Raw genomic sequence first — 24,885 nt, 5'->3', positions numbered from 1 at the left:
AGAAGTTAAACCGACTTCGCTAATCTGCGAAGACCGACCGCAGTTTTCCTTTTCTTGCGACGGCAAGCAGCCTGCCCGGGTGCTGGATCACGAAACATTCACCAGGAAACTGGAAATGGTTTCAACCAGCAGGTCCGGGCATTCCCTGTGAGGCGTGTGCCCTCTTCCCTCCAGGATGACCTTTTGTCCGCCGGTGCTATTGGCGATGTGTTCCGGGTGGCGGGTTGATCCGTATTCGTCCAGTGCGCCGTGGATCGCAAGGGTGTTGCAGCGGACACCGGCAAGCGCATCGTCAAGGGACCAATGGGCGAAGGCGGGCGAAAGCCATGATTCCGTCCAGGCATCCAGCACCCAGCGCGCCTTGTCTCCGTGATAGAGCGCAAGCCTGTCGAAGGCGCCGGGATCGGCAAACGCGGTGCGGGCTTCGCGGACACCTTCCAGGGTGCGGTCCTCGATAAGCGCCTGAGCGGCAATCGTGACCAGGGCCGTGACCTTGTCGGGATGCTGTGCGGCCGTATGCACCGCCATGCCGCCACCGACGCTGTGCCCACAGGCAACAAATCGCGTGAGGTCCAGCTGCTCGCACAGCGCGGGCACAACCGTTCTGCCTTCATCCGCGATGAAGCTTGCAGGCAGGATGTCTTCGCGCACCGACGACTGGCCGAAGCCGGGCCTGTCATAAGCAATCACGACCCGTCCGCTGGCAACGGCAAGGCGTTCGGGAAAATCACGCCAGAGGGCGATACAGCCAAGCGAGTCGTGAAACAGGAGCACCGGCACCTTGCCGGGCAAACGATCTTCAGGTGTCCAGCAGCGAACGTGAACTGTGGAGTTGCCGACCGTGACGGCGCGCGTTTCGACATGGACGGTGCCGGACATGAGAGTGGTCAAAGAAGAAAACCTTTCCATTCGCATTGAAGGGCTGTGCCGGGAAACGGCGGAACGGTCTGTCAGGATTCGCATGGGGGATGCGGTTTCCTGCCGAGGCTTATCGCAGGCCACATACCTGCAACAAGCCTCTCTTTTCGAACTAATCTGTCTTGGCTCTTTATCCCGCGCGGTCTTTCGGACTAGGATCGTGCCGATTTTCCAACCTTCACAGGAAGTTCCATGAATATCGATCTGCTTCGCCGACTTTGCGAAACGCCGGGTGTACCGGGTCACGAACACCGGGTCCGCGACCTGATTCAGGCGGAAATCAAGGGCTTGTTCGACGAGGTCACCGTCGACCCGATGGGCTCGCTGCTTTGCCGCCGCGACAGCCGCAAGGCTTCCAAGAAGGGAACCCCGAAGAAGGTCATGCTTCTGTGTCACATGGATGAGATCGGCTTCCTGGTCTCACATGTCACGGACAAGGGCTTCGTTCACGTGCAGCCGGTTGGTGGCTTCGATGCCCGCAACCTGTTCTCCCGCCGCGTGCTGGTGTCTACCGATGAAGGCGACTTCAAGGGGGTGATGAACCCGGGTGGCAAGCCGATCCACATCTCTTCTCCGGAAGAGCGCAAGAAGGTGCCGGAGCCCAAGGAATTCGTCATCGACATGGGCCTTGGCGAAAAGACCAAGGAGATCGTCAAGGTCGGCGACATGGTGACCATGGACGAGCCACTGATCGAGATCGGCGACAAGGTCGTCTCCAAGGCGCTCGACAACCGGATCGCCTGCTGGCTCGGCATCGAGGCGATCAGGGGTCTGGGCAAGGCCAAGCATGATTGCGAAATTCATGTCGCCTTCACCTGCCAGGAAGAAGTCGGCCTGCGCGGCGCACGCACCGCGTCCTTTGCCATTGCGCCGGACATCGGGCTTGGCATCGATACCACGCTTGCCTGCGACACGCCGGGCGTTCCCGAGCAGGACCGCACCACGGTGCAGGGCGAAGGCTTCGGTCTGCACGTCAAGGATTCCAGCTTCATCGCGGACCGCGATCTGGTGAAGGAAATCGAAGCTATTGCGGTCAAGGAAAAGATCCCGTTCCAGCGCACCATGCTGGCGGCTGGTGGCCAGGACGGCGCGGCTGCCCAGCAGGCGGCTGCCGGTGCCAAGGCAATCGGCATCGTCGTCGGCACCCGCTACATCCACACGGTCACTGAAATGATCGACAAGGGTGACCTTCAGGCGGCTCTGGACGTCATCGTCGCCTATCTGAAAAAGGCGTAAGGCATGGAAAAGGGGAGCTTCGGCTCCCCTTTTTAAGTCAGGTGTCAGATCTGGCTCTTTCCCACCTGCGTCATTGCCGGACTTTATCCGGCAGTCTGGTCCAGCCCACGTCCCAACCGGAGCGTACGCGGAAGGGCTGCCTGCTCAGGCCACCAGGCCGAGGAGGTTCGAAACCTGGTCGCCGGTGCCTGCATAAAGCTCGCTGACGGCAGCGCTCTGGTAGCTGAAGGAGCCGTTGTCGAAGTTGCCTTCGATGGAAGAGGCGTTTGCGGAGCGGACGGACAGCCCGGTTTCGCTGTCGTAGGACACCCGCTCGAAGGATACGAATTGCGCGGAAACGGTTTCACCACCGATCTCGGCTTCAATGGTGGTCGTTGAAATCGTCGCGCTTTCATAGGCGACATTCGCCGAAGCGCCGCTTTCCTCTTCACCAAGAGCCACCTTCAGTTTGCCGGCGGTCTTCTGATAGTCCTCAACGGTCGCCAGCGCGCCGTCCTTTTCCTTGTCGTCGTCCTTGCCTTTGCCTTTTTCGACCGCATCCTGAAGGGCAGCGATCACGACCGCGTCTTCCTCGGCCTGTTTGCTGGCTGCTTCCAGAGCATTGACGGCGGGGGACTTATCGTGGCCATTTCGCTGGCCGATCTCGTGGCCGTAGGCGTTGCCCTTGGGATCGTTCTTCTGGCCTTCAGCGCCGCCATTCGAAAAGGAAGCCGTAAAAAGGCTCGCGCTTTGCGTAGTGGTTTCGATGGAAATCTGCATGGCTTCGGATCCCGGCTCGTCCGGCCCTTTCTGGTCCGGCACAGTTGCAGAAATCATCCTGCAAAACCGTTAACAGGCTATTAACCAATGCAAGGCCGTCTTCAGATCGGCATTGCCGGGCCAAATGCCTTTTCCAGAAACCGCCCGCCCAGCACCATGCCGCGCTCGTCAATCGAATGGCCGAGGCCGGCCAGCAGGTGCAGGCTTGAGGAAACTCCAACATCGTCAAGCGCCTTTTGTGCTGCCTGGGCATGATAGCTGGCAACGACATCGTCTTCCTCGCCATGGACGATCAGCACCGGGCTCTGCGTGTTGACCGGACCCAGCTGGCTGGCTCCCGGCAGCAGTCCGGAAAAACCGATCAGGGCCGCTGGCGGAGACGGGCGGCGCAGGCCGCATTGAAAGGTCATCATGGCTCCCTGGCTGAAGCCGACCAGTGCCAACGCGCTGCCGTCCAGCGAATGGCGGGCCAGTTCGTCGTCCAGAAACCGGTCGAGCACCGGTTGGGCGGCCTGCGCGCCGAGGCGGTATTCATTGGGATCGCGCTCTTCGAGCGCAAACCATTGCCGTCCGCCGAGCGCTTCGAAGGGAAGGTGTTCAGGAGCGTTCGGCGCAACAAAAGCGGCATCGGGAAGCTGTCCCTGCCAGGCGCGCCCGAGATCTATCAGGTCAAGACCATTCGCGCCGTAGCCATGCAGGATCACAACCAGCTGACGGGCGGGTTTGCCGGAGGCCGGTGCAAGACGTGGCCCGTCGAGAAGGGGAGGAAAGGTGCCTGTCACTTTTGGGGGAACCTGATTATTCAGCTGGTGTCTTCCGGTCGGCCGCCTCGGAAGGTGACGGCAGTCTTTCCTGAAGACGCATGAAGGGAAGGGCGATCAGCATGGCGGCGAGGATCAGCACGCCTGCCAGGGCAAACGGCGCACCGGGAAAGGTAATCGCCGCCTCAGGACCCGAAAACGTGGCAAAGACCTGGGTCATCACCAGCGGGCTCACCACCATGGAAAGGCCGGCGGCACTGGCAATCAGGCCCTGCAATTCGCCTTGCGCATTGTCCGGGACACGGACCGACATCAGACCGGTGAAGGCAGGCGTAGCCATGGCACCAAGTGCCGCGAACGAGATCAGCAGATAGGCCATCCAGCCGGTATCGGCGACGGCGAGACCGGCAAAGGCCACGAGATTGGCGGCCAGCCCGATGAAGAGTGTCCGGCCGGGCCCGAGCTTCGGTTCCAGGACACGGATCAGGTATCCCTGAACGAAGGCAAATCCGACACCGACGGCCGCAAGTGACAGGCCGATGTCTCCGGGGCTCCAGGCGAAGACTTCCTCCGCATAGTAGCTCCAGACGGACGGGTAGACGTAATGGGCGATGTCGAACAGGAAGATGGCCAGAAGCAGCGTGCGCACCGCCGGATAGGCGGCGATCTGCTTGAAGGCCCCGAATGGATTGGCCCGTTTCCAGTCAAAATCTCTTCTGTTTTCGTCCTTCAGCGTTTCCGGCAGCATGAAATAGCCGAAGAGGAAATTGACGAAGGAAAGGCCTGCGGCGGCATAAAAGGGCGCACGCGGTCCGTATTCGCCAAGGTAACCGCCGATCATTGGCCCGAGTACGAAGCCGACGCCAAATCCGGCCCCGACAAGGCCGAAGTTCTTGGCCCTGTCTTCCTTGGACGACACGTCGGCAATGAAGGCTGATGCGGCCGAGAAGGTGGCTCCGGCAACACCCGACAGGGTTCTGCCGATGAACAGCACGGCCAGATGCCAGGAGAAGGCCATGATCAGGTAGTCGACGGCCATAGCGAACATGGACACCAGCAGCACCGGACGGCGGCCAAAGCGGTCGGACAGATTGCCGAGCGTCGGACCGAAGGCGAATTGCATCAAGGCGTAGACGACGCTCAGTGCACCGCCCCAGCGGGCGGCTTCGCTCACAGGCAGCGAGGTGAGTTCGGTCAGAAGCGAGGGCATCACCGGCATCATCAGGCCGATGCCCATGGAATTGAGAACCAGCGTGACCAGGATGAACCCCAGCGCGCTGCGTTTGGAGATACCGGACCGCAACTCTTTTCCCGCCAATCCCGTAAGCTGAAGGAGGGTGACCTTATCCGATTACTCGGCGGCCACCAGCGCCGGCTGTTCCCAGTTGCCTTTTTCGATATCGGCAATCTGCTTGTCGATCTGGGCAACCACGAACCGGGAGAACGGCCCCAGGTGCACATAGAGCGCAAGCATCATCATGACCGGCTTGATCGCCCTGAAATTGGTGAAGGTGGTCTTGATCAGGGTTTTCCAGAAGGGCCCGCGATAGGTGGTTTCCTTGAAGGTCATCGCCAGGATAAGACGGCCGAACAGCTTGATGTCATGGAAGAACCCGGCGCCGAAGATCGAGCCGTTTGCGCCGCTCATGTCGAGCATGGAAGCCACTTTCTGAACGCGGCCGAAGTAGGCTTCCGGACCATAGACCCGGTCGATGACCTGCTTGAAGTCTTCCAGGATCTGCGCGCGCGGGCGCACTGTGGTGAAGTTGAGCCCGGCGGTGCACTGATCGCCATGTTCCGTATCCGGATCATCGGTGGCGAAATCCGCATGCAGACGGCCTTCCTTGGCGAGCCGGCGCGTCAGCTGGGTGTTCGGCAGGGCATAGAGCAACCCGGTCATCGCGACAGGGATTGCGGCTTCCTCGATCAGTGCCGAGATCTCGTCCGCCACCTTGTCGCTTTCCTCGTCGAAGCCGACAATGAAGCCGGCCAGCACGAAGATTCCGGCATCGTAGATCTTGTGCACGCTCTTGGCGATATCGCGGCGTGTGTTCTGTTTCTTGCGTGTCGCCACCAGGACTTCGGGGTCGGGGCTTTCGATGCCGATGAAGACCGAGAAATATCCGGCCTGCTGCATCATCTTCAACAAGGCTTCGTCGTCCGCCAGGTTGAGGGAAGCCTCGGTCGACATTTCGAACGGGTAGCTACGTTCCTTCTGCCATTTCGCCAGTTCGGGGAGGAAGCCCTTCACGGCCTTCTTGTTGCCGATGAGGTTGTCATCGACGAAGTCGACGTGACCCCGGTAGCCAAGTTCGTACAGCCGGTCGAGTTCGGCCAGCATCTGGTCGTTGGTCTTGGTGCGCGGCACGCGGCCATACAGCTCGATGATGTCGCAGAATTCGCAAGTAAACGGACAGCCGCGTGAATATTGAACGCCGATCTGGACATAATCGTCGAATCTCAGAAGGTCAAAGCGCGGTACGGGACTGGAGGAAACGTCTGCCTTGAATTTCTCGGCCGAGAAACGGCCGTTGCGGACCCCTTCCTTCCAGGCGTCGACGAAGGTGGTGAGAATGCCTTCGGCTTCACCAAGGACCAGGAAGTCGGCCGCTTCATAAACTTCCGGAGAAGAGGTTGCGTCCGGACCGCCGACCACGACGGGAACGTTCTTTTCCTGTGAACGGCGGATGACGGCGAGGCAATCGGCCTGCTGGGGCAGCATGCCACCGGTCATCACCATGTCGGCCCAGGCGAGATCGTCGTTCGTCAGGGCGCCGGTGTTGCGGTCGATCAGGCGGACATTCCAGTTCTCCGGCAGCATTGCCGCAACTGTGATCAGGCCGAGAGGAGGAGCGGGATATTTTGCGCCGACCATTTCGCAGGTCGCACCATAGTTCCAGAATGACCCGGCATTGAAGCGCGGATACACCAGCAGAACATTGCATTCCGACATTAACGGTCCCTCCAAACGGACACTCGTTCCCAACGGCGACACCGTAACAACTTTACGCCCCGGCACAACCGCTTTGAATGTCCTCGCACGAATTCACTTGCCGTCCGCGCGGACAGACTGTCACGACTGGCTGGCGCCTGGCTTACGGATGTGAAAAACGAGCCCATGCACATCCTTGCCGAGTTCCTTGCGCAGAATATCCCGTTTCTCCCGTGCATAGAGAAGGCCCGCGGCCTCCGCGCAGCGCTTTAGATATTCGGGCCGGTGGGCGTAGCGCCCCGTAGCATCCACGCGGTAATCCGGTCCGTCCGACGTATCGAGATGCTCGACGCTCGCGACGAGCATTCCACCCGGGGCAAGGGCTCCTGCAAGCGCCTGCATGAAAGGCTGCAGATCGCCGAGATAACACAGCGTGTCGACACAGACTGCCAGATCGAATTGGGCCGGCAGGTCGGAGGACAGAAATCCAACGAGCTCACCCTCGACCAGGAAGTCGTAGACCTTCAGCGCAGCGGCCTTGCGCAGCATGCCCGATGACAGGTCGATGCCGGTGAGCCGGGCACAGTGGTTGCGGATCAGTGGTCCACAAAGGCCGGTCCCGCAACCAAGGTCGACCACATGGGCAAACGGCAAGTCGCCCTCCCTGGCCAGCTCCGCGACTTCCTCGGCGACAAGCTTCGGCGCCTGGTAGCCGAGCCCGTTCAGGACGTCGTCAAAGCTTTCCGAGAAGCTGTCGAAATGATCCCGAACATAGTCCGCAGGTGCAAGCGACAGGTCTTCTCCGCGGATCGCGGCAAACTGATAGCGGATGACCGGGTCGTCCGGGTAGGTTGCGACAAGCATCTCCATATGCCGGGTGGCGACTTCGTTCCGTCCAAGCGCGCACAGTACGCGCGGATGCCAGCCCTTGTCGCTCCAGACGTCTGGCGGGAACTGCAGACACCGTTCGAAAGCGTCTGCCGCTTCCTCTCTTTTGCCGGCAAGCATCAGCGATATGCCGAAGTTGTGCCAGCCGCTGTGATTGTCTGGGTCGAGGCGCACGACTTCTCGCAGCATGGGCAGAAGCTCGTCGTTATTGGCGGCTTCCTGCAGCATCATCGAAATGTTCTTCCAGGCTTCCTCGTGACGCACTTCGATTTCTACTGCGCGCAAATAGGCCTTCAACGCTTCGTCCTTGTCGCCCGAAAGCTTCAGGATGTTGCCGAGGTTGTTCCAGGCGGAGAAATTGCGCGGGTTCCTTTCCAGGGATGCATGGATAAGCGCGACCGCATTGTCGGCCTTGCCGGCATCGAAATGCAGCAGCCCCAGGAAATGCAGGCCGTCCGCGTGGTCGGGATCTTCTGAAAGCACGTCCTTGTAGGCGCTGAGGGCGGCTTCCAGATTGCCGCTGCGATGGGCGGAGATGCCCTGTTGTAATCTCTCGTCAATTTGCATCTGAAAAATTCCAATAAAAAAGGGCGGTCGAACCGCCCTTGTACCCGGTAATGACCTGTAAGTGACCTTACAGGACTTTCAGGTCTTCAGCCACCATTTGACCGCGGCGCCACTCCAGGTCGAAAGCCACAAGCTGGCCTTCCTTCAGAGTGTCAATACCGGACCGGCGCAGGGCCGAGATGTCGACAAGGATGTCCTCGCCGTCCTGCGGTTCGATCGTGCCGATACCTCGGCGCTGATCAAACCATTTCACGTTTCCATGTAGCATGGAGTCTTCTTTCCAATTCTTGGCATCTTGGCATACGACGGCTTCCATAGCTGCCTTTTTCAACGCCTTGATGACAGTGTTGATGATAATACTAAAGTACTTTTCAGACCCTGCTCGGAACTGGACATCGACGTGCGCAGTCTTTTTGCGGCTGCCTCACTTCAAGAAGCCGTTCCATTTGGCGGAGGTCTGGTTGCCCGGTAAAAACACCCGGGCTTTTCCATAGTGTCTATTAGTATGGTAATGAAATTGTTAATTTCAAGACCTGCTCACCAATCGAGCTTCCCAAGTATAACATATTTGAGGATATCGACGACTTGTTCGGACGTCTCGGCGACCGCAAGAGCAGCTGCGTCAACTTCCTTGAGCGGGTGGGTCAGCGACGGGTCGTGAACGACAATCAGTGACTTTCCGAGCGCAGCGGCATAGCCGGCATCGAAGGCTGCGTTCCATTGCTTGTATTTATCGCCGAAGCGGACCACGACGATGTCGGCTTTTTCCAGCAGCGTCCGCGTGCGGATCGCGTTCACCTTCGCGCCCTTGTGGTCGTACCAGAACTTGTTGTCCTCACCACCCAGGATGGTCGCGCCGCAATCGTCGCTGGCATCGTGATCCGTCACGGGAGAGGAAAATTCCACCGGCAGCTTGAGTGCGGATGTACCTTCCATGATCCTGTCACGCCAGTCGGTATGGATTTCGCCGGATAAGTAGACGCGCCAGGTGGTCATAAGGTTCTCCCATGCAAGCTTTTGAATTATGTGGCGAAAATCCCCGCCTTGTTGTGACTGGAAACTGGGGGCTGAACCAGGCAACGTCAACCCCTGCGTTCATTTGCCCCTTGGTGGAAAGGGCCGGGAGACTCGACAAGCCTGCGCAAAAACTGAAGGGTAAACCGCCGCAAAACTGAGATTGCGGTCCGTAATTTTAAGGAGCTCATTCATGTCTGCACTTTTGCTCGGAGACGAGGCACCGGATTTCGAAGCCGACAGCACGGATGGTCCGATCCGTTTTCATGAGGCGATCGAAGGGTCCTGGGCGGTTCTGTTTTCCCACCCCAAGGATTTCACGCCGGTCTGCACCACCGAACTGGGAATGACCGCCAAGCTCAAGGACAAGTTCGCAGCCCGTGGCGTCAAGGTTTTCGGCGTTTCGGTCGATCCCATCGAGGATCATCATGCTTGGGTTGGTGACATCGCCGATACGCAAGGCGTTGCCCTGAACTTCCCGCTGATTGCCGATCCGGATCGGAAGGTGGCCACCGCATACGGCATGATCCATCCCAATGCCAACGACACGCTGACCGTGCGGTCGCTGTTCGTTATCGGCCCGGACAAGAAGATCAAGCTCAAGATCGAATACCCGGCCTCCACGGGCAGAAACTTCGATGAAGTCATCCGCGTGATCGACAGTCTGCAGCTCACCTCCGCGCACAAGGTCGCCACCCCGGCCAACTGGGTGTCCGGTGAGGATGTCATCATCGTCCCGGCAGTGAGCGATGAAGAGGCGAAGGAGAAATTCCCTGAAGGCTGGAAGACCCTGAAGCCTTATCTGCGCGTCGTGCCGCAGCCCAAATAACGGCTGAACAGAACGGATGAAACGGCTGGCGGCGCATGAAAAAAGGCGCCGCCGTCTCAAGGTCTGGTCAGGGCAGGGACCTGCGACGGGATCACACCGTCTCCAGCAAGGCCTTCAGGGCAACACGGTAGTCCGGATAGCGGAACGTAAACCCAAGCTCGTCCTTGAGGCGCTGGTTGGAAACCCGCTTGTTCTCGCCGTAGAAGGACCTGGCCATCGGTGTGAGATCCGCGGTTTCGAACGGGATCTCGGGCGGGGCTTCGACGCCGAGCAGCTCCGCGGCAAAGGCAACCACATCCTGTGGCGGGGCCGGTTCATCGTCCGTGACGTTGAAAACCCGCGTCGACGGCTTTGCCATGGCAGCCTTCAATGCGCCCGCAATATCTGCAACGTGAATGCGGTTGAAGACCTGACCCGGCTTCACCAGCCGCCGCGCCGTGCCCTTCCTGAAATTCTCGAATGCATTCCGGCCCGGGCCATATATGCCCGAAAGGCGGAAAATCTGCACCGGCAGGTCATTCTGTTCGGCAAATGCCAACCAGGCCTCTTCCGCCGCGACACGCTGGACGGAGCGTTTGGAAACGGGGTTGAGCGGAGTTTCCTCATCGACCCAGGCACCGTCGTGATTGCCGTAGACACCGACTGTGGAGAGGTATCCTATCCAGCGCGGTTTCGCGCCGGCAATCTCATTGGCATATTGGTTCAGCACCGGATCGCCGGCTTCATTCGGAGCAATCGAGACCAGTATATGTGTCGCTTGCTTCAGCGCTTCGGCAATGTTGTCGCCTTGGGAATTGCCGTCGAAGAGAAACGGTTCGACACCCAGTGTCCGGAGCGCCTCCATCTTGTCCGAAGAACGCGTTGTGCCGCCGATCCAGTCGAACTGGTCACGCACTTCTTCCACGAACGCCTTGGAGGAAAACCCGGTGCCAAAGATGAACAGACGCATAGGTTCTAAAGCTCCAGATGCTTGCGGCGGATTTCATAAAGCGCAACGCCCGTGGCAACGGCCAGGTTCAGGCTATCGGCCTGTCCGACCTGCGGAATGCGGATCAAGGTACGGCAGGCGGCTGCCATGTCGTCTTCCAGGCCCTTCTGCTCGTTGCCCATGACCAGCAGCACCGGCTCGGCATAGTCGGGCGTGCGATAGTCGACCGATCCCTTCAGGTGGGTGGCTGCGACGGTGCCGGGCCATTTTTCGGCCAGTGACTTGAATTCGTCCTTGCCGAGTTTGGCCAGCGGCACATGAAACAGCGAGCCCATGGTGGCGCGCACCGCTTCAACCGCGAAGGGATCGGTGCAATCCCCGACCAGCATCACACCTGCACCACCGACCGCATCGACCGTGCGGATGATCGTGCCAAGGTTGCCCGGATCGCGCACCCGGTCGAGAGCGACCCAGAGCGTGGTACCGGCGGGATCAATGTCGCGGGCTCCCAGAAGCTTCTGCTCGTAAACACCGACAACCATCTGCGGATTGTCCTTGCGCGTCATCGCGGACATGACGGCGGTCGAAGCTTCCAGGATCAGGGCGCCGCGCGCCTTCGCGGCTGCAGCAGCCTTCTGCGCGACAGGATTGTCCCGCGCTTCCGGCCCGAGCGCGAGATAGCGCACGCCCCAGCCGGCTTCCAGGGCATCGGTGGCCAGCTTCAGGCCTTCGGCCACGAACAGGCCCGACTGGCTGCGGTGCTTGCGCTGCGCGACGAGCCCCTTGATCTCCTTAACGATCGGGTTGGAATGGCTGGTGATCTGTTTCACCGCCCCCTGGCGTTTTTCGATCATCTGCTGCTCCAGCGCGAAAAGAGCGACGTGGACAGCGCGCGCTTGCCGTCCTCCTCGCGGATGACCAGTTCGCCGGATTCCAGCAGGCCGCCTTCGGTGTCCAGGGTTTCGGCCATGAGTTCGTGAATGGACACGAAACTGGAGCGGATCGCATAGGCGGTCAGGATCATGAACAATGCGTCCTTGTCCAGAAGCTGCTTCAGGTCCGCAAGCATGCCGGGCAGGCTGGTGTAGATGTCCCAGACCTCGCCCTTCGGGCCACGGCCATATTTCGGTGGGTCGAGAATGATGCCGTCATAGGTGTTTCCGCGCCGCACTTCGCGGGCAACAAATTTCGAAGCGTCCTCGCAGATCCATCGGATCGGCAGATCTTCGAGACCTGACATCTCCTGGTTCTCGCGGGCATAACCGATCGCCTTCTTGGACGCGTCCACATGGGTTACCTGTGCACCTTCCGTCGCCGGGAGCAACGAGGCAAGGCCGGTGTAGCCGAAAAGGTTGAGGATCTTCAGCGGCTTTTCCGGCGCGCGCTCGCGCTCGGCGCGGATCTTACCGTTGACCCAGTCCCAATGGGCGGCCTGTTCGGGGAAGACACCGACGTGGCGGAACGACATGAAGCGACCGTTGTAGCGAACAGGGCCGTATGACATCGGCCAGGTTTCCGGCACGCTTCCGGAAAACTTCCAGCGGCCCGGGCCTTCTTCCTCCGTGTCGCCGGAAAAGACGGCATCGGCACGGTTCCAGACACTCTCCTTCTGCCGCCGAGCCCCCATGGCCTGCGGTTCCGGACGCACGATGGTGAACCGGCCATAACGCTCCAGCTTCTCGCCCTGGCCCATGTCCAGAAGCCGATAGTCCTTCCAGCCCTTGGTTTCCAGGATCACCGGCCAGCTCTGGTGTGCAGGCTTGCCGGACGGGGCATAGGTGGAGGCACTGGTCTGATCCGCCACGGGTCTCACTCGTTTTCTGTCAGGTTTGAAGTTGTTCCGCCATAGAACATCCTGCCTTCATTTGAAAGTAGATTAGACGTTCCTGTGTGGTCGAAAAGGTTTGCCGGCCGGCTTTTGAACCCGTCCGGTCCGTAGGTTTCGTGACCGCCCACAACAGCACCGCAAAGGCAATTTCCCGCTGCGGTCGGCGATCCTGTCGAGCGCAAAAGAAAAGGGCGGGGAGCCGAAGCTCACCCGCCCTCTTCGGTCAGATGTGTGCGATCAGGCTGCGGCAACCTCGGAGAGGAACTGCTCGACTTCACGCTTCAGTTCGTGGGTCTTCTGGGTCAGTTCTCCGGAAGCCGACAGCACCATGTCCGCAGACGAGGAGGTCTGGTCAACGGCCTGAGATAGCTGCGACATGGAAGAGGACACGGCACCGGTTCCTTCCGCCGCGCGCTGCACGTTCTGCGAAATTTCCGCGGTGGCAGCGCCCTGCTGTTCGACAGCCGATGCGATGGCCGTGGTGTAGGTGTTCACCTCGGTCATGGTTTCCGCGATCTCGCCAATGGCAACGACGGATTCCTTGGTCGCGTTCTGGATCTCGGTGATCTGGCTGGAGATCTCCTCCGTTGCCTTGGAGGTCTGGGTGGCCAGCTCCTTCACCTCGGCAGCAACAACCGCGAAACCTCTTCCGGCTTCACCGGCGCGTGCCGCTTCGATGGTGGCGTTGAGGGCCAGAAGGTTGGTCTGTTCGGCAATCGCCTGGATGAGGGTCACCACTTCGCCGATCTTTGTGGCGGCTTCCGCCAGTCCTTCGACCTTCTGGTTGGTGATCCGTGTTCCGGTGGTGGCCCGGTCGACGATTTCCGTCGTCTGGGCAACCTGGCGGGAGATCTCGCCGATCGAAGCCGCCAGTTCTTCGGCGGCGCTTGCCACGGTCTGAACGTTGTTGGTGGTCTCGTTGGACGATGCCTGGGTTTCGCTGGCGTAGCCGGCGCTGTCCCGGGCGATTTCCGTCAGGGCCTGTGCGGTGTTGTCGAGGCCGCCCGCGGTGGTTTCCACGGAGCCGAGCGCTTCTTCCGCCTTGGTGCGGAAAGAATGGATCAGACTGTCGATACGGGCCTGGCGTTCCTGGCGGGAGGCTTCCTCGCGGGCATTCTGCTCCTGCAGCTGAGCGCGTTCCACAGCGTTGTCGCGGAACACCTGCACCGTGCGGCTCATGTCGCCGATCTCGTCGCCGCGATCGATGCCCGGGATCACAACTTCATTGTTGCCGTTTGCCAGGCGGTCCATGACGCCGGTGATCGTGCGGATCGGACGCGTGATGGCCAGGTTGAGAATGAAGGCAAGACCGATGCCGCCCAGGATGGCGAGCAGGATCGTGACGGCAATCTGGACCTTTGCAGCCGTGGCGGCGGAATTGGCGGCCTGCGACTGTGCAGCGGAGATGGACGTGATGTCGGCGCTGACCTTGCGGGTCAGGTCGTCAAGTTCCACTCGTTTGGCGGCCAGATCAGCCTTGGTGACAAGCATCTCGCGGAAAGACTTGTCGAGCGTTGCAACGGATTCAGGGATCGCGTTGATCGCGTCTGCGGCGGAGGGAAGGATCATGGCGTATTTGACCATGTCCTTTTCCAGGCCCTGCAGATTGGCAATCTGTTCTTCCACAGCCGACTGGTCGCTGACACCAAAGGCGCCGAAGAGGTAGAGTGTTTCCGCGCGGGCAGCCAGCGCCATCTCATTCAGACTGGTCGCTTTTTCGGCAATGGAGCGCACCGTTGCAAGGCGGGTGGAGGCGGTCAGCGCGTCGGTCTTTGCCTTGGAAACGACCGGGTGGACTTGCCCGAGAATTTCCTCGGTAAAGCCGTTCATCCCGTCGATGGCATTGCCGACAGCCTGGCGTGCTTCATAGGCTTCGGAAAAGCCGAGATCCTTTGTGAGGTTCTCCAGAGCCGCGTTGAGCTTGTTCGCCTGCGAGGCCAGCTTGCTCACGGTCTTGCGGTCGATACCTTCGATCTGCTTGTACTTCATCTGCTTCGTGGAAGAGACGAGGTTGCGTGCGGTGTCGATGGCTGAGGTAAGATCTTCACCGTCAATATTGCCGCTGCCTTTCAGGTAGAGCATGTGAACCTTGACGACTTCGTCTTTCAGTTCGAACACGGTTCTCTGAAGCTGGTTGGCATCGTCCAGCTGGCTGTTCGCCGCGAAGGCTTCGGCGCTGATGCGTTTTTCTTCCGTCAGAACGGCGTCACTGATGTTGGTCGCCAGTGCTTCCAGATCATTGGTGCTTTTCTGAAGTGTCGCGATACGTTCGGCCTGCTGCACCGTCTGCTCGGCGACCTGATCGAAAGTGGTCGAGAAACTGGAGACCGCGTCCTTGGCCCCGGCGACCTGAGCTTCAGAGGCGGTGTCGCCCGCAATCTCGTTGGTCAGGAGGTCCAGTTCGCCTTGCAGCGTCGCCACACCTTCAAGCACGGAATTGCGGAGGTCTGCCGAAGGATTGTTGAGATAGTCTTCACGAAGCAGGGACGTTGCCTGGACCTGTCCGGCAACCTTGGCCGCCTGATCGGCAACGACGAACCGCGCGGACAGACCATGGATGGCCAGAAATCCCACGCCACCTACGACTGCCGTCAGCAGCAAGACTGCCAGAAAACCGCCGCCGACCTTGAAGCCAAATTTCAAGTCGGTCAGAACTTTCAATATTCGTTTCATTTTATCCCCGCACAGCCGGAACAACTGCATTGTCGTTCTGTCAGTATTGCGGAGCGCAATGAACATTAGGTAAATCACGCATTTTTAGCTTCAGGTAATATTTAGCTGAAGAATAAATGCGTCATTCTGAAAGTCTGGTTTAGGTACCGCAAATATATCGGCAAGCTAGACGAAGGGCAGGTTGTATAAATGATTTATACATGCTGACCGCCGTTGATGTGAATTTCTGCTCCACTGACATAGGAAGACTTCTCGGAGCACAAGTAATAGATCGTGTCGGCAACTTCATTCGGCAGGCCAAGGCGGCGGAGCGGAATGTCTTCGATCATCTTTTCGGTGCCAGGTGACAGGATGGATGTATCGATTTCGCCCGGTGCGATTGCATTGACGCGAATGCCGTGCGGACCGAAGTCGGCCGCCATCTCCCGCGTAAGCGATGCGAGGGCCGCCTTCGAGGTGGAATAGGCGGTACCGGCGAAGGGATGCACCTTCATGCCGGCGATCGATGTCACGTTGACGACCGAACCCTTGGCATTCTTCAGTTCCTTGAAAAGGCCCCGGCCGAGCAGGATGGGGGCAAAGAAGTTGACCTGAAAAACGGTGCGCCATTCGTGCATGGCCGTTGTCAGCGAATCCAGACGTTCCCCGTCGGGGCCCTTGGGGCTGATCCCCGCATTGTTGACCAGCGCATGAAGGCGCGAACCGTTGGGCTCCAGACGCTTGCGGATTTCCTGGGTGGCAAACCCGAGGTTTTCCGGATCGGACAGATCCACCTGGATATGATCCTCAGGCCCCATCGGCCATGGACACTTGTCCGAAAACGCCTGCCGGGAGCAGGTGATCACCCGCCAGCCTTCCGCGGAAAACCGCTTGACGGTGGCATGTCCGATGCCGCGGCTCGCGCCTGTCAGCACGAGTGTCGGACGCTCGTCGGGGATACCCTGGCCGGTCATGTTATTTCCCTGCTGGCGTGCAAAAGTCGTGGAAAAAGTTGACTCTTGCAGTCGAGTTTCGTTATTGCGCTGGAATTCGTCAATGCCAATATGTTCGCATATGAGGACGCGCGCCGGATCCTACAATGATCATTTGCTCCTGTAACGTACTGTCTGACAAGCAACTTCGCGAAGCCGCGGAAGAAATGCGTGCAGACCCGAATGGCAAGGTGCCAACGCCCGGAGCGGTGTTCCGTCATCTGGGGTGCAGGCCGCGTTGCGGAAGCTGTTTTCCGTCGGTCATTGACATCATTCACGAAAAAAGTTCTGAAGAGCAACCACAGTCGGAAGAGTCGCCTGCAGAATTGAAGCAGGCTTCAAACCGCTAGGACTTACCGGCCCCGGCCAGAGAAAAGGCTTGGTCCGGAACATGAATTTCGATCAACATCCGGGCACATGTCCAAGTGACAGAGCGCCCCGGGGGGATCTCGCAGGGAGAGGGTCATGAAGGGCGAAGCGCGCGTAATCGAGTATCTCAACAAGGCCCTGCGTCATGAATTGACGGCAGTGAACCAGTATTGGGTCCATGCCCGGCTGCTGGCCGACTGGGGCTTCGGCAAGTTGGCCGACAAGGAACTGGCGGAAGCTGAAGAAGAGCGTCAGCACGCACAGGATCTGATGGACCGGATCATCTTCCTGGAAGGTCTGCCTAATCTTCAAACCCTGGACCCGTTGCGGATCGGCCAGTCGGTCAAGGAATGCCTGGAAGGCGACCTTGCAGCGGAATACGTCGCGCGGGCCCTTTACCACGAAGCCCGCGAAGTCTGTCGCGAGCTCGGCGACTATGTTTCCATGGCGCTGTTTGAACAGCTTCTGAGCGACGAGGAAAGCCACATCGATTTCCTCGAAACGCAGCTCGAACTGATCGAACGGATCGGCATCGACAACTACTCCCTGCTGCAGGCCAAGTCTGCGGACACCGCCGAATAAGCACCAGGGTTCACAAACCTGATTTCTGTCTGCCATCAGAAGATTATTTAGGTGGCTCAGTTCTACCGCGCGTTTTGGCCGTACGCCCTGTTCGCCGACGATTGCACCGATGTGACCTCCTTCTCAGGCGCAGCCGTTGCCTGATCCGCTTTCATCAAGAAAATGTACCTTGCCACCGGCTGCGTCAGCGTCTTCCTCGTCGTGCGTGACAAGCAGGACGGGCAAGCCCTTTTGTCTGGCTGCGTCGAAGACCAATGCCCGGATGTCGGCTCGCCGGGCCTTGTCGAGACTTGAGAAAGGTTCGTCCAGCAGCAGCGCATGCGGCTCGGCAAGAAGCGTTCGCATAAGGGCGACACGGGTCTGCTGACCGCCGGACAGCGTCGCAGGGTCGCGGCTGCCGAAGCCGGAAAGCCCGACATCGGCGAGGGCCTGTTGAGCCATGTCCCGCCGGAGGAATCTTTTGCGGATTGCAGCGGGAATGGCGAACATCAGGTTCTGCAGCACGGACATATGCGGGAACAACAGCGGCGTCTGGAACATCAGGCCGATATGCCGCTCCTGTGCAGGCAGAGGTGTCAGATCCGTGCCATCAAGCATCACCTTGCCGCTCGCCTTGAAATCCGGCCGGAGGAAACCGGCAATGAAGTCGAGCAGGCTGGATTTGCCGCTGCCGCTTTCACCCATCACGGTGAGCACTGTTCCCGGTTCTATCCGGCAGTCGATCCCAAGCAGGGGCGCTCCGTCCAGGTGGAGGGTGACGTCCTGAAGAACGAGGCCCAATGGCTCGTTTGGGGTTTGCATTGCTTGCCTCACCTTTCCAGCCGCATGGCGGCCCGGTTGCGATGAAGCAACGCCGGTAACAGTGCGGCCAGCGTAAATCCGGCCAGTGGTATGCCAAGTTGCAGCAGGGCCAGCAGCGCGGTTGCCTGCCGGCTGCCTCCGCTGGCAAGAGCGACGCTCTCGGTCGTGACCGTGGCGACCCGTCCGGCACCGATCATCAAGGTCGGCAGATACTGGCCGACGGATACCGCGGCTGCCACGGCAAGCGTTACCAGAACAGGCCGCAGCAACAATGGCAAACGGATCTGCCAGAAGATGCGGGCACGCGACGCGCCGATGGAGGCTGCGGCCTTGGCAAAGCGCGGATCGAGCCGGGCCCAGGGATCGCTCAAGGCCAGGAAAGCGTAGGGCAGGACGAAAACCAGGTGGGCCAGCAAAACAGCGGAGAATGTGCCGCTGAAATCCGCTGACAGGAAAAGCAACTGCAGACCGAACAGAAAGCTGATCTGCGGCAGCAGCAGCGGCAGGAAGACGAGTGTCTTGAGACGGCGCGAAGAGGTCGACTTGCGGTGATCGCGCGCTTCCAGAACCCAAAGTGTCAGGGCTGTTGCAACAAGCGCTGAGGCACAGGCCAGAGCGACTGTCGTACCGAGAAGCCCGAGGCTCATGCCGAGGGTGTCGGTCATTTGCATGACATTCCAGGCCTGCGGCAGAACGGAGGGAAACCACCAAGAGCGGGCAGCAGACCAGATCCCGAGCAGCAGCAGCGAGATGATCATGGCGACGATGATGATTACCATCACCAGAAGTCCGCCATATCTTGCCGCACGCTCGCGCAGGTGACGATGCCCGGTGACGAGACGGCGTCTGGAGGCCGAGGCGACCAGCCGTTCGCCTGCCAGATAGGTGGCCAGAGCAGTCGTGCTGACGGCAAGTTGCAGCAACGCCCCGGCAGATGCCATCAGACGTTTGGTTAGATCCGGGTCGTTCATCCAGCTGACGAGACGCGGGGCGAGCGGAGCCGGTGTCGTCGGCCCAAGGATAGAGGCGACATCAACGACGGATGTGGCATAGGCGACCACTGCCAGCACCGGCAGGCGGATGAGCGGGTAGATCTGCGGCAGAACGATCTTGAAGAAGGTTGCGACACGGCCATAGCCAAGGCTGGCACCTGCCTTGAAATACTCCTGAACGTGAGGGCGGTTTAGCGCGGCGAGCGTCATCAGGAACAGAAAAGGCACTTCCTTGGCGACAAGACCAACCGTCATGGCGATGCCGAACGGATCGTTGAGGATCAGAACGTCGGGTGGCCTGGACCAGCCAGTCGCCCAGGGCGAAACGAGGCGAACCAGAAAGCCCGATGGCGCAATCAGAAAAGCAAGACCGATGGCCGCCGCCGCGTGCGGCACTGAAAGCAGCGGCGACAGAAACCGGGTCAGGCGCCGGAACGCCGCCGTTCCGGACCAGCCTGCCACGAACAGGAGCACGATCGCCAGCGACACGACGGAGGCCGTCAGGCCGGTGGCAATACTGAGCCAAACGGAAGTCAGCAGACCGGGTTGTTGGAACAGGTGCCGGACAGGTTCAAGGGTGAAGCTGTTGTGGCCCAGCGCGGGCAGGTAACCGAAGGCAGGCAGGACCGTGCCCGCCAGGCCGGCAAGAACCGGCCCGGCCAGAAGAACCGACACAAGGATGATCGGAATGGCCGGGACGGCTTTCGGCTGGGTTGCCACGTACTCCGGCTCACTCGGCGCCGTAGCGGGTGGTCCAGGCCTCTTCAAGCGCACTGACCCAGCTCGGATGCGGTTCCGGCAGGACCGGGCCGAGCTGTTCGGGCGTCAAGGTCGCAGGCCCAAGGTCGAGTGTATCGAAGAGAACCTTTTCGGTTTCAGGCAGTCCGGCAACGTTCAGAACCGTCGGGTCGCCCCAGATACCGGGATCCTGCTTGCGAGCCTGTGCCGCGGGTGACAACAGGAAGTTGGCGAAGACCTTGGCGCCTGCCTGGCTGGAACTGTTGAACGGAATTGCAACGAAGTGGGTGTTGCCGATGGTGCCGCCATCCAGAACGAAGGTGCGCACGCTGGGCGGCAGTTCGCCGTTGGCAATTGCGCTCGAGGCATCGGACGGATTGAAGGAAAATGCAATATCCAGTTCTCCGTCGGCAAGCAGCTGGCGCATATGCGCTGCATCCTTCGGGAAAGCACGGCCCTGGCGCCAGAGCGAGCCGTTCAATGCGTCCAGATAGGCAAACAACGGTGCGGTCATTTCTTCGAAGCGGGCTTCATCCACCGGTTTCGTCAGAGCGGCCTTGTCCGGAACCGTGCTGACGAGAACCTGTTTCAGAAAGGTCGTGCCATAGAAATTTGGCGGTTGCGGATAGGCAAAACGGCCCGGGTTCGCCTTGGCGTAGCTCAGCAGCGCATCGAGCGTCGCTGGTGGGGTGTCCAGGCGGGCACTGTCATACATGAACACGAGCTTGGCCATCCCCCACGGGCTTTCCTGGCCATCCGTAGGCACGGTGAAATCCTGGGCGACCGTCGGCTTGTTTTCCACGTCGACGTAATCCCAGTTCGGCAACGTCTGCGCCCATCCAGGTGCTGCCAGCAGGCCCTGTTCCTTCATGGCCGCGAAATTTTCGCCGTTGATCCAGACCAGATCGACCGCGCCGCCAGAGACCTTGCCAACCGATTTTTCGGCAAGCACCTGTGAGACCACAGATGCGGTGTCACTGACCTTCACCTGAAGGACGCGAACGTCAAATTCATTTGCCACTTCCCGGGCAGCCCAGGCGATATAGGCGTTGATGCGCGGCTCGCCGCCCCAGGCGTGGAAATAAACGGTCTCGCCTCTGGCCTCATCCAGCACTGCCTGCCACGCCGGATCATTGGCCGCTTCCTGTGCAGAAGCAGCCACCGGTGCCATCAGTGATCCGATAAGACCAAGCGTTGCGGCAAGCATGCGTTTCATCAGAATTTCCCCTGTTGCGGATCGTGTCCGGTCCTCGTTCCCTCGCGCAAGGCGCATGGCATGGTCAAGACAAGGCTTTGTGAACGATGAGTGTTCGTGTCCGTTCGGTTCCAGCGCAAATCAGACCGGCAAGATATGGGTGTCCTTGATCTCTTCCATGACGGCGTAAGTATGTGTTTCACGCACGCCTGGCAGCGCCAAAACCACATCAGACAGGAAGGCCCGATAGGCTTCCATGTCCTTGACGCGGCTTTTCATGAGGTAGTCGAAGCCGCCTGCCACCATGTGACATTCCATGATGTCGGTCGAACGTTCGACGGCAATCTTGAAGGCGTCGAAAATTTCCGGTGAGGTGCGGTCAAGCCGGATTTCGACGAAGACCAGCAAACCTCGGTCCACCATCTTCGGATTGAGGCTGGCGGAGAAGTGCTCGATGTACCCTTCGCGCACCAGCCGCTTCATGCGTTCGGCGGTCGCGGTTGCCGAAAGATGCACCCGTTCGGCAAGGTCCGTATTGGTAATGCGGCCGTCCTGTTGGAGAACCTTCAGAATCCTCCGGTCTGTTGCATCAAGCATGGCGAATTTCCCTAGAAAAAAGAAATTTGCAGAGGAATACACGGAGATTGGCTTCAAAAACAGCGAAAAGCGGACTTCGATTCAAGATATTTTGGAGGCATCTAGTGACCTGGCCCCGCGGGGCCCCTTTGGGAGGCTCTCATGACCGCAACTGTTGCAGCCATGAAGACAATCAATTCGACCGAACTCGAGCCGTTTCGCCCGGCGTACGCCCCCGATGACAAGACGCTTGTCGAAGCGCTTCTGAAGGAAGCCAACACCGACCCCGTGGTGGAGAAACTGATCGACCAGCGCGCCCGCGATTATATTCAGGACATGCGCTCGGTCCAGGTCGGTCTCGGCGGCGTGGAAGACTTCATGCGCGAATTTGGTCTGACCACCCGTGAAGGTCTGGCCATGATGGTGCTGGCGGAAGCTCTGCTGCGCGTTCCGGACGCAAAGACCGCGGACAAGCTGATCGAAGACAAGCTGGCGGCAGCCCGCTTCGATGATCCCTCAGGCCCGAAATCCGACACCTGGCTTGTCTCCGCCTCTTCCTGGGCGCTGGGCGTCACCTCTCGTCTGCTGCACCCGGGCGACACGCCCCAGTCGATCCTGTCGAGCCTCGTCAAGCGCATGGGCATGCCGACCGTGCGCATGGCGACCCGCAAGGCAATGCGCCTGCTCGGTCATCAGTTCGTTCTCGGAGAAACCATCCAGAAGGCTCTGGAGCGCGCCAGGACCCAGGAAGCGAAGGGCTATCGCTATTCCTATGACATGCTGGGCGAAGGAGCGCGTACCCAGAAGGACGCCGAGCGTTACTTCCAGTCCTATGCCAAGGCAATTGCCGCCATCGGCAAGGCCGCAGGCGACAAGCAACTGCCGGACCGACCGGGCATTTCGGTGAAGCTTTCCGCGCTGCATCCGCGCTATCAGGCCGTCAACGGCGAACGCGTGCGCGACGAACTCCTGCCGAAGCTGCGCGAACTGGCGCAGATGGCCAAGGACCACAACCTCAACTTCACCGTCGATGCGGAAGAAGCCGATCGGCTGGAAATCTCGCTGGATATCATAGCAGCCATGTTGACCGATCCGGTCACCGAGGGCTGGGATGGCTTTGGACTGGCGGTTCAGGCCTATCAGAAACGCGGTATTCACGTGATCGACTGGCTGGTCAACGCAGCCCGCAAGACCAATCGCAAACTGATGGTGCGCCTCGTCAAGGGCGCCTATTGGGATACGGAAATCAAGCACGCCCAGGAAGGCGGTGCGGAAGGCTATCCGGTGTTCTCGCGAAAAGCGGCGACGGATCTGTCCTATCTGTGCTGCGCCAAGCGGATGCTGGCGGCACGGGATGTGCTCTACCCGCAGTTCGCCACCCACAACGCACTGACAGTTGCCCAGATCATCGAACTCTCCGGTGGCAAGGCGGAAGGGTACGAGTTCCAGCGCCTGCACGGCATGGGCGAAAGCCTTTACAAATCCGTTGTCGAACGCGACGGCTTCCCGTGCCGGATCTATGCCCCGGTCGGTGGTCACAAGGACCTCTTGGCCTATCTCGTCCGCCGCCTTCTGGAAAACGGCGCCAACTCCTCCTTCGTCACCATCGTGGGCGATGCCTCCGTGCCGGTTGAAAAGATGCTCAAGCGGCCGAAGGAACTGCTGGATAGCGGTCACCATTCCATCAACCGGTCGATCCCGCTGCCGAAGGACCTTTACGGCGACAGCCGGCAAAATTCCGACGGCGTGGAATTCGGCTGTGCGGCGGAGCGCAATTTGCTGACGTCCGGCATGGCGAAAACCACAGCACCGTTCACCGAGGCCGCCCCGCTTGGAGCGGGGCTGAAACCGTCGGGTGACGCCAATCCGGTGTTTGCCCCGATGGACGGCTCGACCAAGGTCGGCACGGTGCGCTTCGCGGACAGCGAAACGGCCCGCCTTGCTGTCGAAAATGCCCAGAAGGGGTTCGAGAAATGGTCGCGCAGACCGGTTGAAGAGCGGGCGGCTGCCATCGACAAGGTAGGCGATCTGCTGGAGGCCAACCGGGACCGTCTGATGACGATCCTCTCATTGGAAGCCGGCAAGTGCCTGACCGATGGCATTGCCGAAATTCGCGAAGCCGTCGACTTCTGCCGCTACTATGCGGCCGAGGCCAGAAATCTTTTCGGCGAAGGCAAGCTGATGCCGGGGCCGACCGGCGAGGAAAACCGCTACCGCTATCGGGGCCGCGGCGTCTTCGTCTGTATTTCGCCGTGGAACTTCCCGCTGGCGATCTTCCTCGGCCAGATCAGCGCCGCCCTGATGGCGGGCAATGCCGTTGTTGCCAAGCCGGCGGAACAGACACCGCTGATCGCTTTTGAGACCGCCAAGCTGATGTATGAGGCCGGTGTCCCGGAAGATGTCTTCTACCTGCTTCCGGGCGAGGGGGATGTCGGTGCGGCGCTGACGTCCCATCCGGCCGTCGCCGGTGTCGCCTTTACAGGATCGACCGAAACCGCCTGGCTGATCAACGGCACGCTTGCTGCCAAACGTGGACCGATCGTTCCGCTCATTGCCGAAACCGGTGGCATCAACTCGATGATTGTCGATGCCACGGCCCTGCCGGAACAGGTCTGCGACGACGTCATGATGTCCGCTTTCCGCTCCGCCGGTCAGCGCTGCTCCGCACTGCGTCTGCTTTATGTGCAGGCGGATGTCGCCGATCATCTATTGGAGATGCTGGAAGGCGCTGCCAGGGAACTCAGCCTGGGTGACCCCCGGTTGCCATCCACCGATATCGGCCCGGTTATCGACGAGGAAGCACGCGACAACATTCTCTCCCATGTCGATGACATGAAGGAAAGCCAGAAACTGCGCTATGCCGGCAAGACACCGCACGGCAAGCTGGCCAACGGCTCCTGGGTGGCCCCGCACATCATCGAGTTGGACAAGGCCGAGGCCCTGACGCGGGAAGTCTTCGGGCCGGTGCTGCACGTGGTCCGCTACAAGGCGGGCGATCTCGACAAGGTGCTGGACCAGATCGCAGGCACCGGCTACGGCCTGACGCTCGGTGTTCACAGCCGTATCGATGCAACGGTGAAGAAGGTCGTCGACCGGCTGTCCGTCGGCAACGTCTATGTCAACCGCAACACCATCGGCGCGGTTGTCGGCACCCAGCCCTTCGGCGGCTCCGGCCTGTCCGGCACCGGCCCCAAGGCCGGAGGCCCGGCTTACCTCTACCGGTTCGCCCTGGAACAGGTGGTGTCCATCAACACCGCGGCCGCCGGTGGCAACGCAAGCCTGGTGGCGGCTTCGGACGATTGATTAGCCAACTCGTGGTCTGAGAGAT

The 24,885-nt window shown here is 60.1% G+C and carries 22 protein-coding genes; 5 read left to right on the top strand and 17 right to left on the bottom strand.

The annotated features are described in order from the left end of the window. Positions 1-87 precede the first annotated feature (87 nt). The gene (locus FIV05_RS02450) at positions 88-891 is read right to left on the bottom strand and encodes an alpha/beta hydrolase (RefSeq protein ID WP_152508549.1); all 804 of its coding nucleotides are present in this window, start codon (positions 889-891) and stop codon (positions 88-90) included. 219 nt (positions 892-1,110) lie between these two features. On the opposite strand from FIV05_RS02450, the gene FIV05_RS02445 reads away from it, so the two are divergent. Then, on the top strand, positions 1,111-2,154 hold the full coding sequence (locus FIV05_RS02445; protein ID WP_152508548.1) for a M20/M25/M40 family metallo-hydrolase: 1,044 nt from the start codon (positions 1,111-1,113) through the stop codon (positions 2,152-2,154). A gap of 144 nt (positions 2,155-2,298) precedes the next feature. On the opposite strand, the gene FIV05_RS02440 is transcribed toward FIV05_RS02445, so the two are convergent. The 7 genes from FIV05_RS02440 to FIV05_RS02410 all read right to left on the bottom strand — a co-directional run bounded on the left by FIV05_RS02440 (position 2,299) and on the right by FIV05_RS02410 (position 9,057). Then, the gene (locus FIV05_RS02440) at positions 2,299-2,970 is read right to left on the bottom strand and encodes a hypothetical protein (RefSeq protein ID WP_152508547.1); all 672 of its coding nucleotides are present in this window, start codon (positions 2,968-2,970) and stop codon (positions 2,299-2,301) included. A gap of 44 nt (positions 2,971-3,014) precedes the next feature. Beyond that, positions 3,015-3,695 carry a dienelactone hydrolase family protein gene (locus FIV05_RS02435; protein ID WP_152508546.1) on the bottom strand — a complete coding sequence of 227 codons (681 nt, stop codon included), beginning with the start codon at positions 3,693-3,695 and terminating at the stop codon, positions 3,015-3,017. Between the two features lie 16 nt (positions 3,696-3,711). Next, complete coding sequence (locus FIV05_RS02430; protein WP_152508545.1) at positions 3,712-4,977, bottom strand: TCR/Tet family MFS transporter; 1,266 nt, start codon at positions 4,975-4,977, stop codon at positions 3,712-3,714. A 48-nt stretch (positions 4,978-5,025) separates the two neighbouring features. Next, entirely contained in the window at positions 5,026-6,627 is a 1,602-nt protein-coding gene (locus FIV05_RS02425; protein WP_152508544.1) for a B12-binding domain-containing radical SAM protein, read from the bottom strand. A 120-nt stretch (positions 6,628-6,747) separates the two neighbouring features. Then, entirely contained in the window at positions 6,748-8,061 is a 1,314-nt protein-coding gene (locus FIV05_RS02420) for a tetratricopeptide repeat protein (protein ID WP_152508543.1), read from the bottom strand. Between the two features lie 67 nt (positions 8,062-8,128). Next, positions 8,129-8,329: a cold shock domain-containing protein gene (locus tag FIV05_RS02415; RefSeq protein WP_031268890.1), complete on the bottom strand. Its 201-nt coding sequence runs from the start codon at positions 8,327-8,329 to the stop codon at positions 8,129-8,131. 269 nt (positions 8,330-8,598) lie between these two features. Next, on the bottom strand, positions 8,599-9,057 hold the full coding sequence (locus FIV05_RS02410; RefSeq protein ID WP_152508542.1) for a YtoQ family protein: 459 nt from the start codon (positions 9,055-9,057) through the stop codon (positions 8,599-8,601). A 211-nt stretch (positions 9,058-9,268) separates the two neighbouring features. Here FIV05_RS02410 and FIV05_RS02405 point away from each other — a divergent pair, with 211 nt between their 5' ends. Continuing rightward, positions 9,269-9,904, top strand: coding sequence for a peroxiredoxin (locus FIV05_RS02405; RefSeq protein WP_022999703.1), 636 nt, complete (start codon positions 9,269-9,271; stop codon positions 9,902-9,904). A gap of 91 nt (positions 9,905-9,995) precedes the next feature. On the opposite strand, the gene FIV05_RS02400 is transcribed toward FIV05_RS02405, so the two are convergent. The 5 genes from FIV05_RS02400 to FIV05_RS02380 form a co-directional block, all read right to left on the bottom strand. Next, a complete protein-coding gene (locus FIV05_RS02400; RefSeq protein WP_152508541.1) occupies positions 9,996-10,853 on the bottom strand; it encodes an SDR family NAD(P)-dependent oxidoreductase in 858 nt (285 codons plus the stop codon). A 5-nt stretch (positions 10,854-10,858) separates the two neighbouring features. Continuing rightward, positions 10,859-11,686, bottom strand: coding sequence for an RNA methyltransferase (locus FIV05_RS02395; RefSeq protein WP_022999705.1), 828 nt, complete (start codon positions 11,684-11,686; stop codon positions 10,859-10,861). Continuing rightward, a complete protein-coding gene (locus tag FIV05_RS02390) occupies positions 11,683-12,636 on the bottom strand; it encodes a class I SAM-dependent methyltransferase (RefSeq protein ID WP_152508540.1) in 954 nt (317 codons plus the stop codon). Before FIV05_RS02390 ends, FIV05_RS02395 begins: the two co-directional genes overlap by 4 nt. 261 nt (positions 12,637-12,897) lie before the next feature. After that, positions 12,898-15,333: a methyl-accepting chemotaxis protein gene (locus FIV05_RS02385; protein WP_209009833.1), complete on the bottom strand. Its 2,436-nt coding sequence runs from the start codon at positions 15,331-15,333 to the stop codon at positions 12,898-12,900. Between the two features lie 194 nt (positions 15,334-15,527). Then, positions 15,528-16,286 (bottom strand): SDR family oxidoreductase, encoded by a 759-nt coding sequence (locus FIV05_RS02380; protein WP_022999708.1) that lies wholly within the window; start codon positions 16,284-16,286, stop codon positions 15,528-15,530. Positions 16,287-16,411: 125 nt separating this feature from the next. Between FIV05_RS02380 and FIV05_RS02375 the strand changes: the two genes are divergently transcribed. Beyond that, the gene (locus FIV05_RS02375; protein WP_022999709.1) at positions 16,412-16,654 is read left to right on the top strand and encodes a (2Fe-2S)-binding protein; all 243 of its coding nucleotides are present in this window, start codon (positions 16,412-16,414) and stop codon (positions 16,652-16,654) included. Positions 16,655-16,769: 115 nt separating this feature from the next. Beyond that, positions 16,770-17,255: a bacterioferritin gene (bfr, locus tag FIV05_RS02370; RefSeq protein ID WP_022999710.1), complete on the top strand. Its 486-nt coding sequence runs from the start codon at positions 16,770-16,772 to the stop codon at positions 17,253-17,255. Positions 17,256-17,378: 123 nt separating this feature from the next. Here bfr and FIV05_RS02365 read toward each other — a convergent pair whose 3' ends face one another. The 4 genes from FIV05_RS02365 to FIV05_RS02350 form a co-directional block, all read right to left on the bottom strand. Next, complete coding sequence (locus FIV05_RS02365; RefSeq protein WP_152508538.1) at positions 17,379-18,056, bottom strand: ATP-binding cassette domain-containing protein; 678 nt, start codon at positions 18,054-18,056, stop codon at positions 17,379-17,381. A gap of 8 nt (positions 18,057-18,064) precedes the next feature. Next, positions 18,065-19,768, bottom strand: coding sequence for an ABC transporter permease subunit (locus FIV05_RS02360; RefSeq protein WP_152508537.1), 1,704 nt, complete (start codon positions 19,766-19,768; stop codon positions 18,065-18,067). Between the two features lie 10 nt (positions 19,769-19,778). Next, on the bottom strand, positions 19,779-21,002 hold the full coding sequence (locus tag FIV05_RS02355) for an ABC transporter substrate-binding protein (protein ID WP_152508536.1): 1,224 nt from the start codon (positions 21,000-21,002) through the stop codon (positions 19,779-19,781). A gap of 120 nt (positions 21,003-21,122) precedes the next feature. Next, positions 21,123-21,578, bottom strand: a complete 456-nt coding sequence (locus FIV05_RS02350) for a winged helix-turn-helix transcriptional regulator (protein WP_022999714.1) — start codon at positions 21,576-21,578, stop codon at positions 21,123-21,125. A gap of 141 nt (positions 21,579-21,719) precedes the next feature. Between FIV05_RS02350 and putA the strand changes: the two genes are divergently transcribed. Then, on the top strand, positions 21,720-24,860 hold the full coding sequence (putA, locus tag FIV05_RS02345) for a bifunctional proline dehydrogenase/L-glutamate gamma-semialdehyde dehydrogenase PutA (RefSeq protein WP_152508535.1): 3,141 nt from the start codon (positions 21,720-21,722) through the stop codon (positions 24,858-24,860). Positions 24,861-24,885 lie beyond the last annotated feature (25 nt).

The sequence above is a fragment of the Labrenzia sp. THAF191a genome (genome assembly GCF_009363335.1).
Taxonomy (GTDB): Bacteria; Pseudomonadota; Alphaproteobacteria; order Rhizobiales; family Stappiaceae; genus Roseibium; species Roseibium algicola.
Note: the sequence above shows the minus strand (reverse complement) of the source record. Positions and strands in the feature narration are given on the sequence as shown.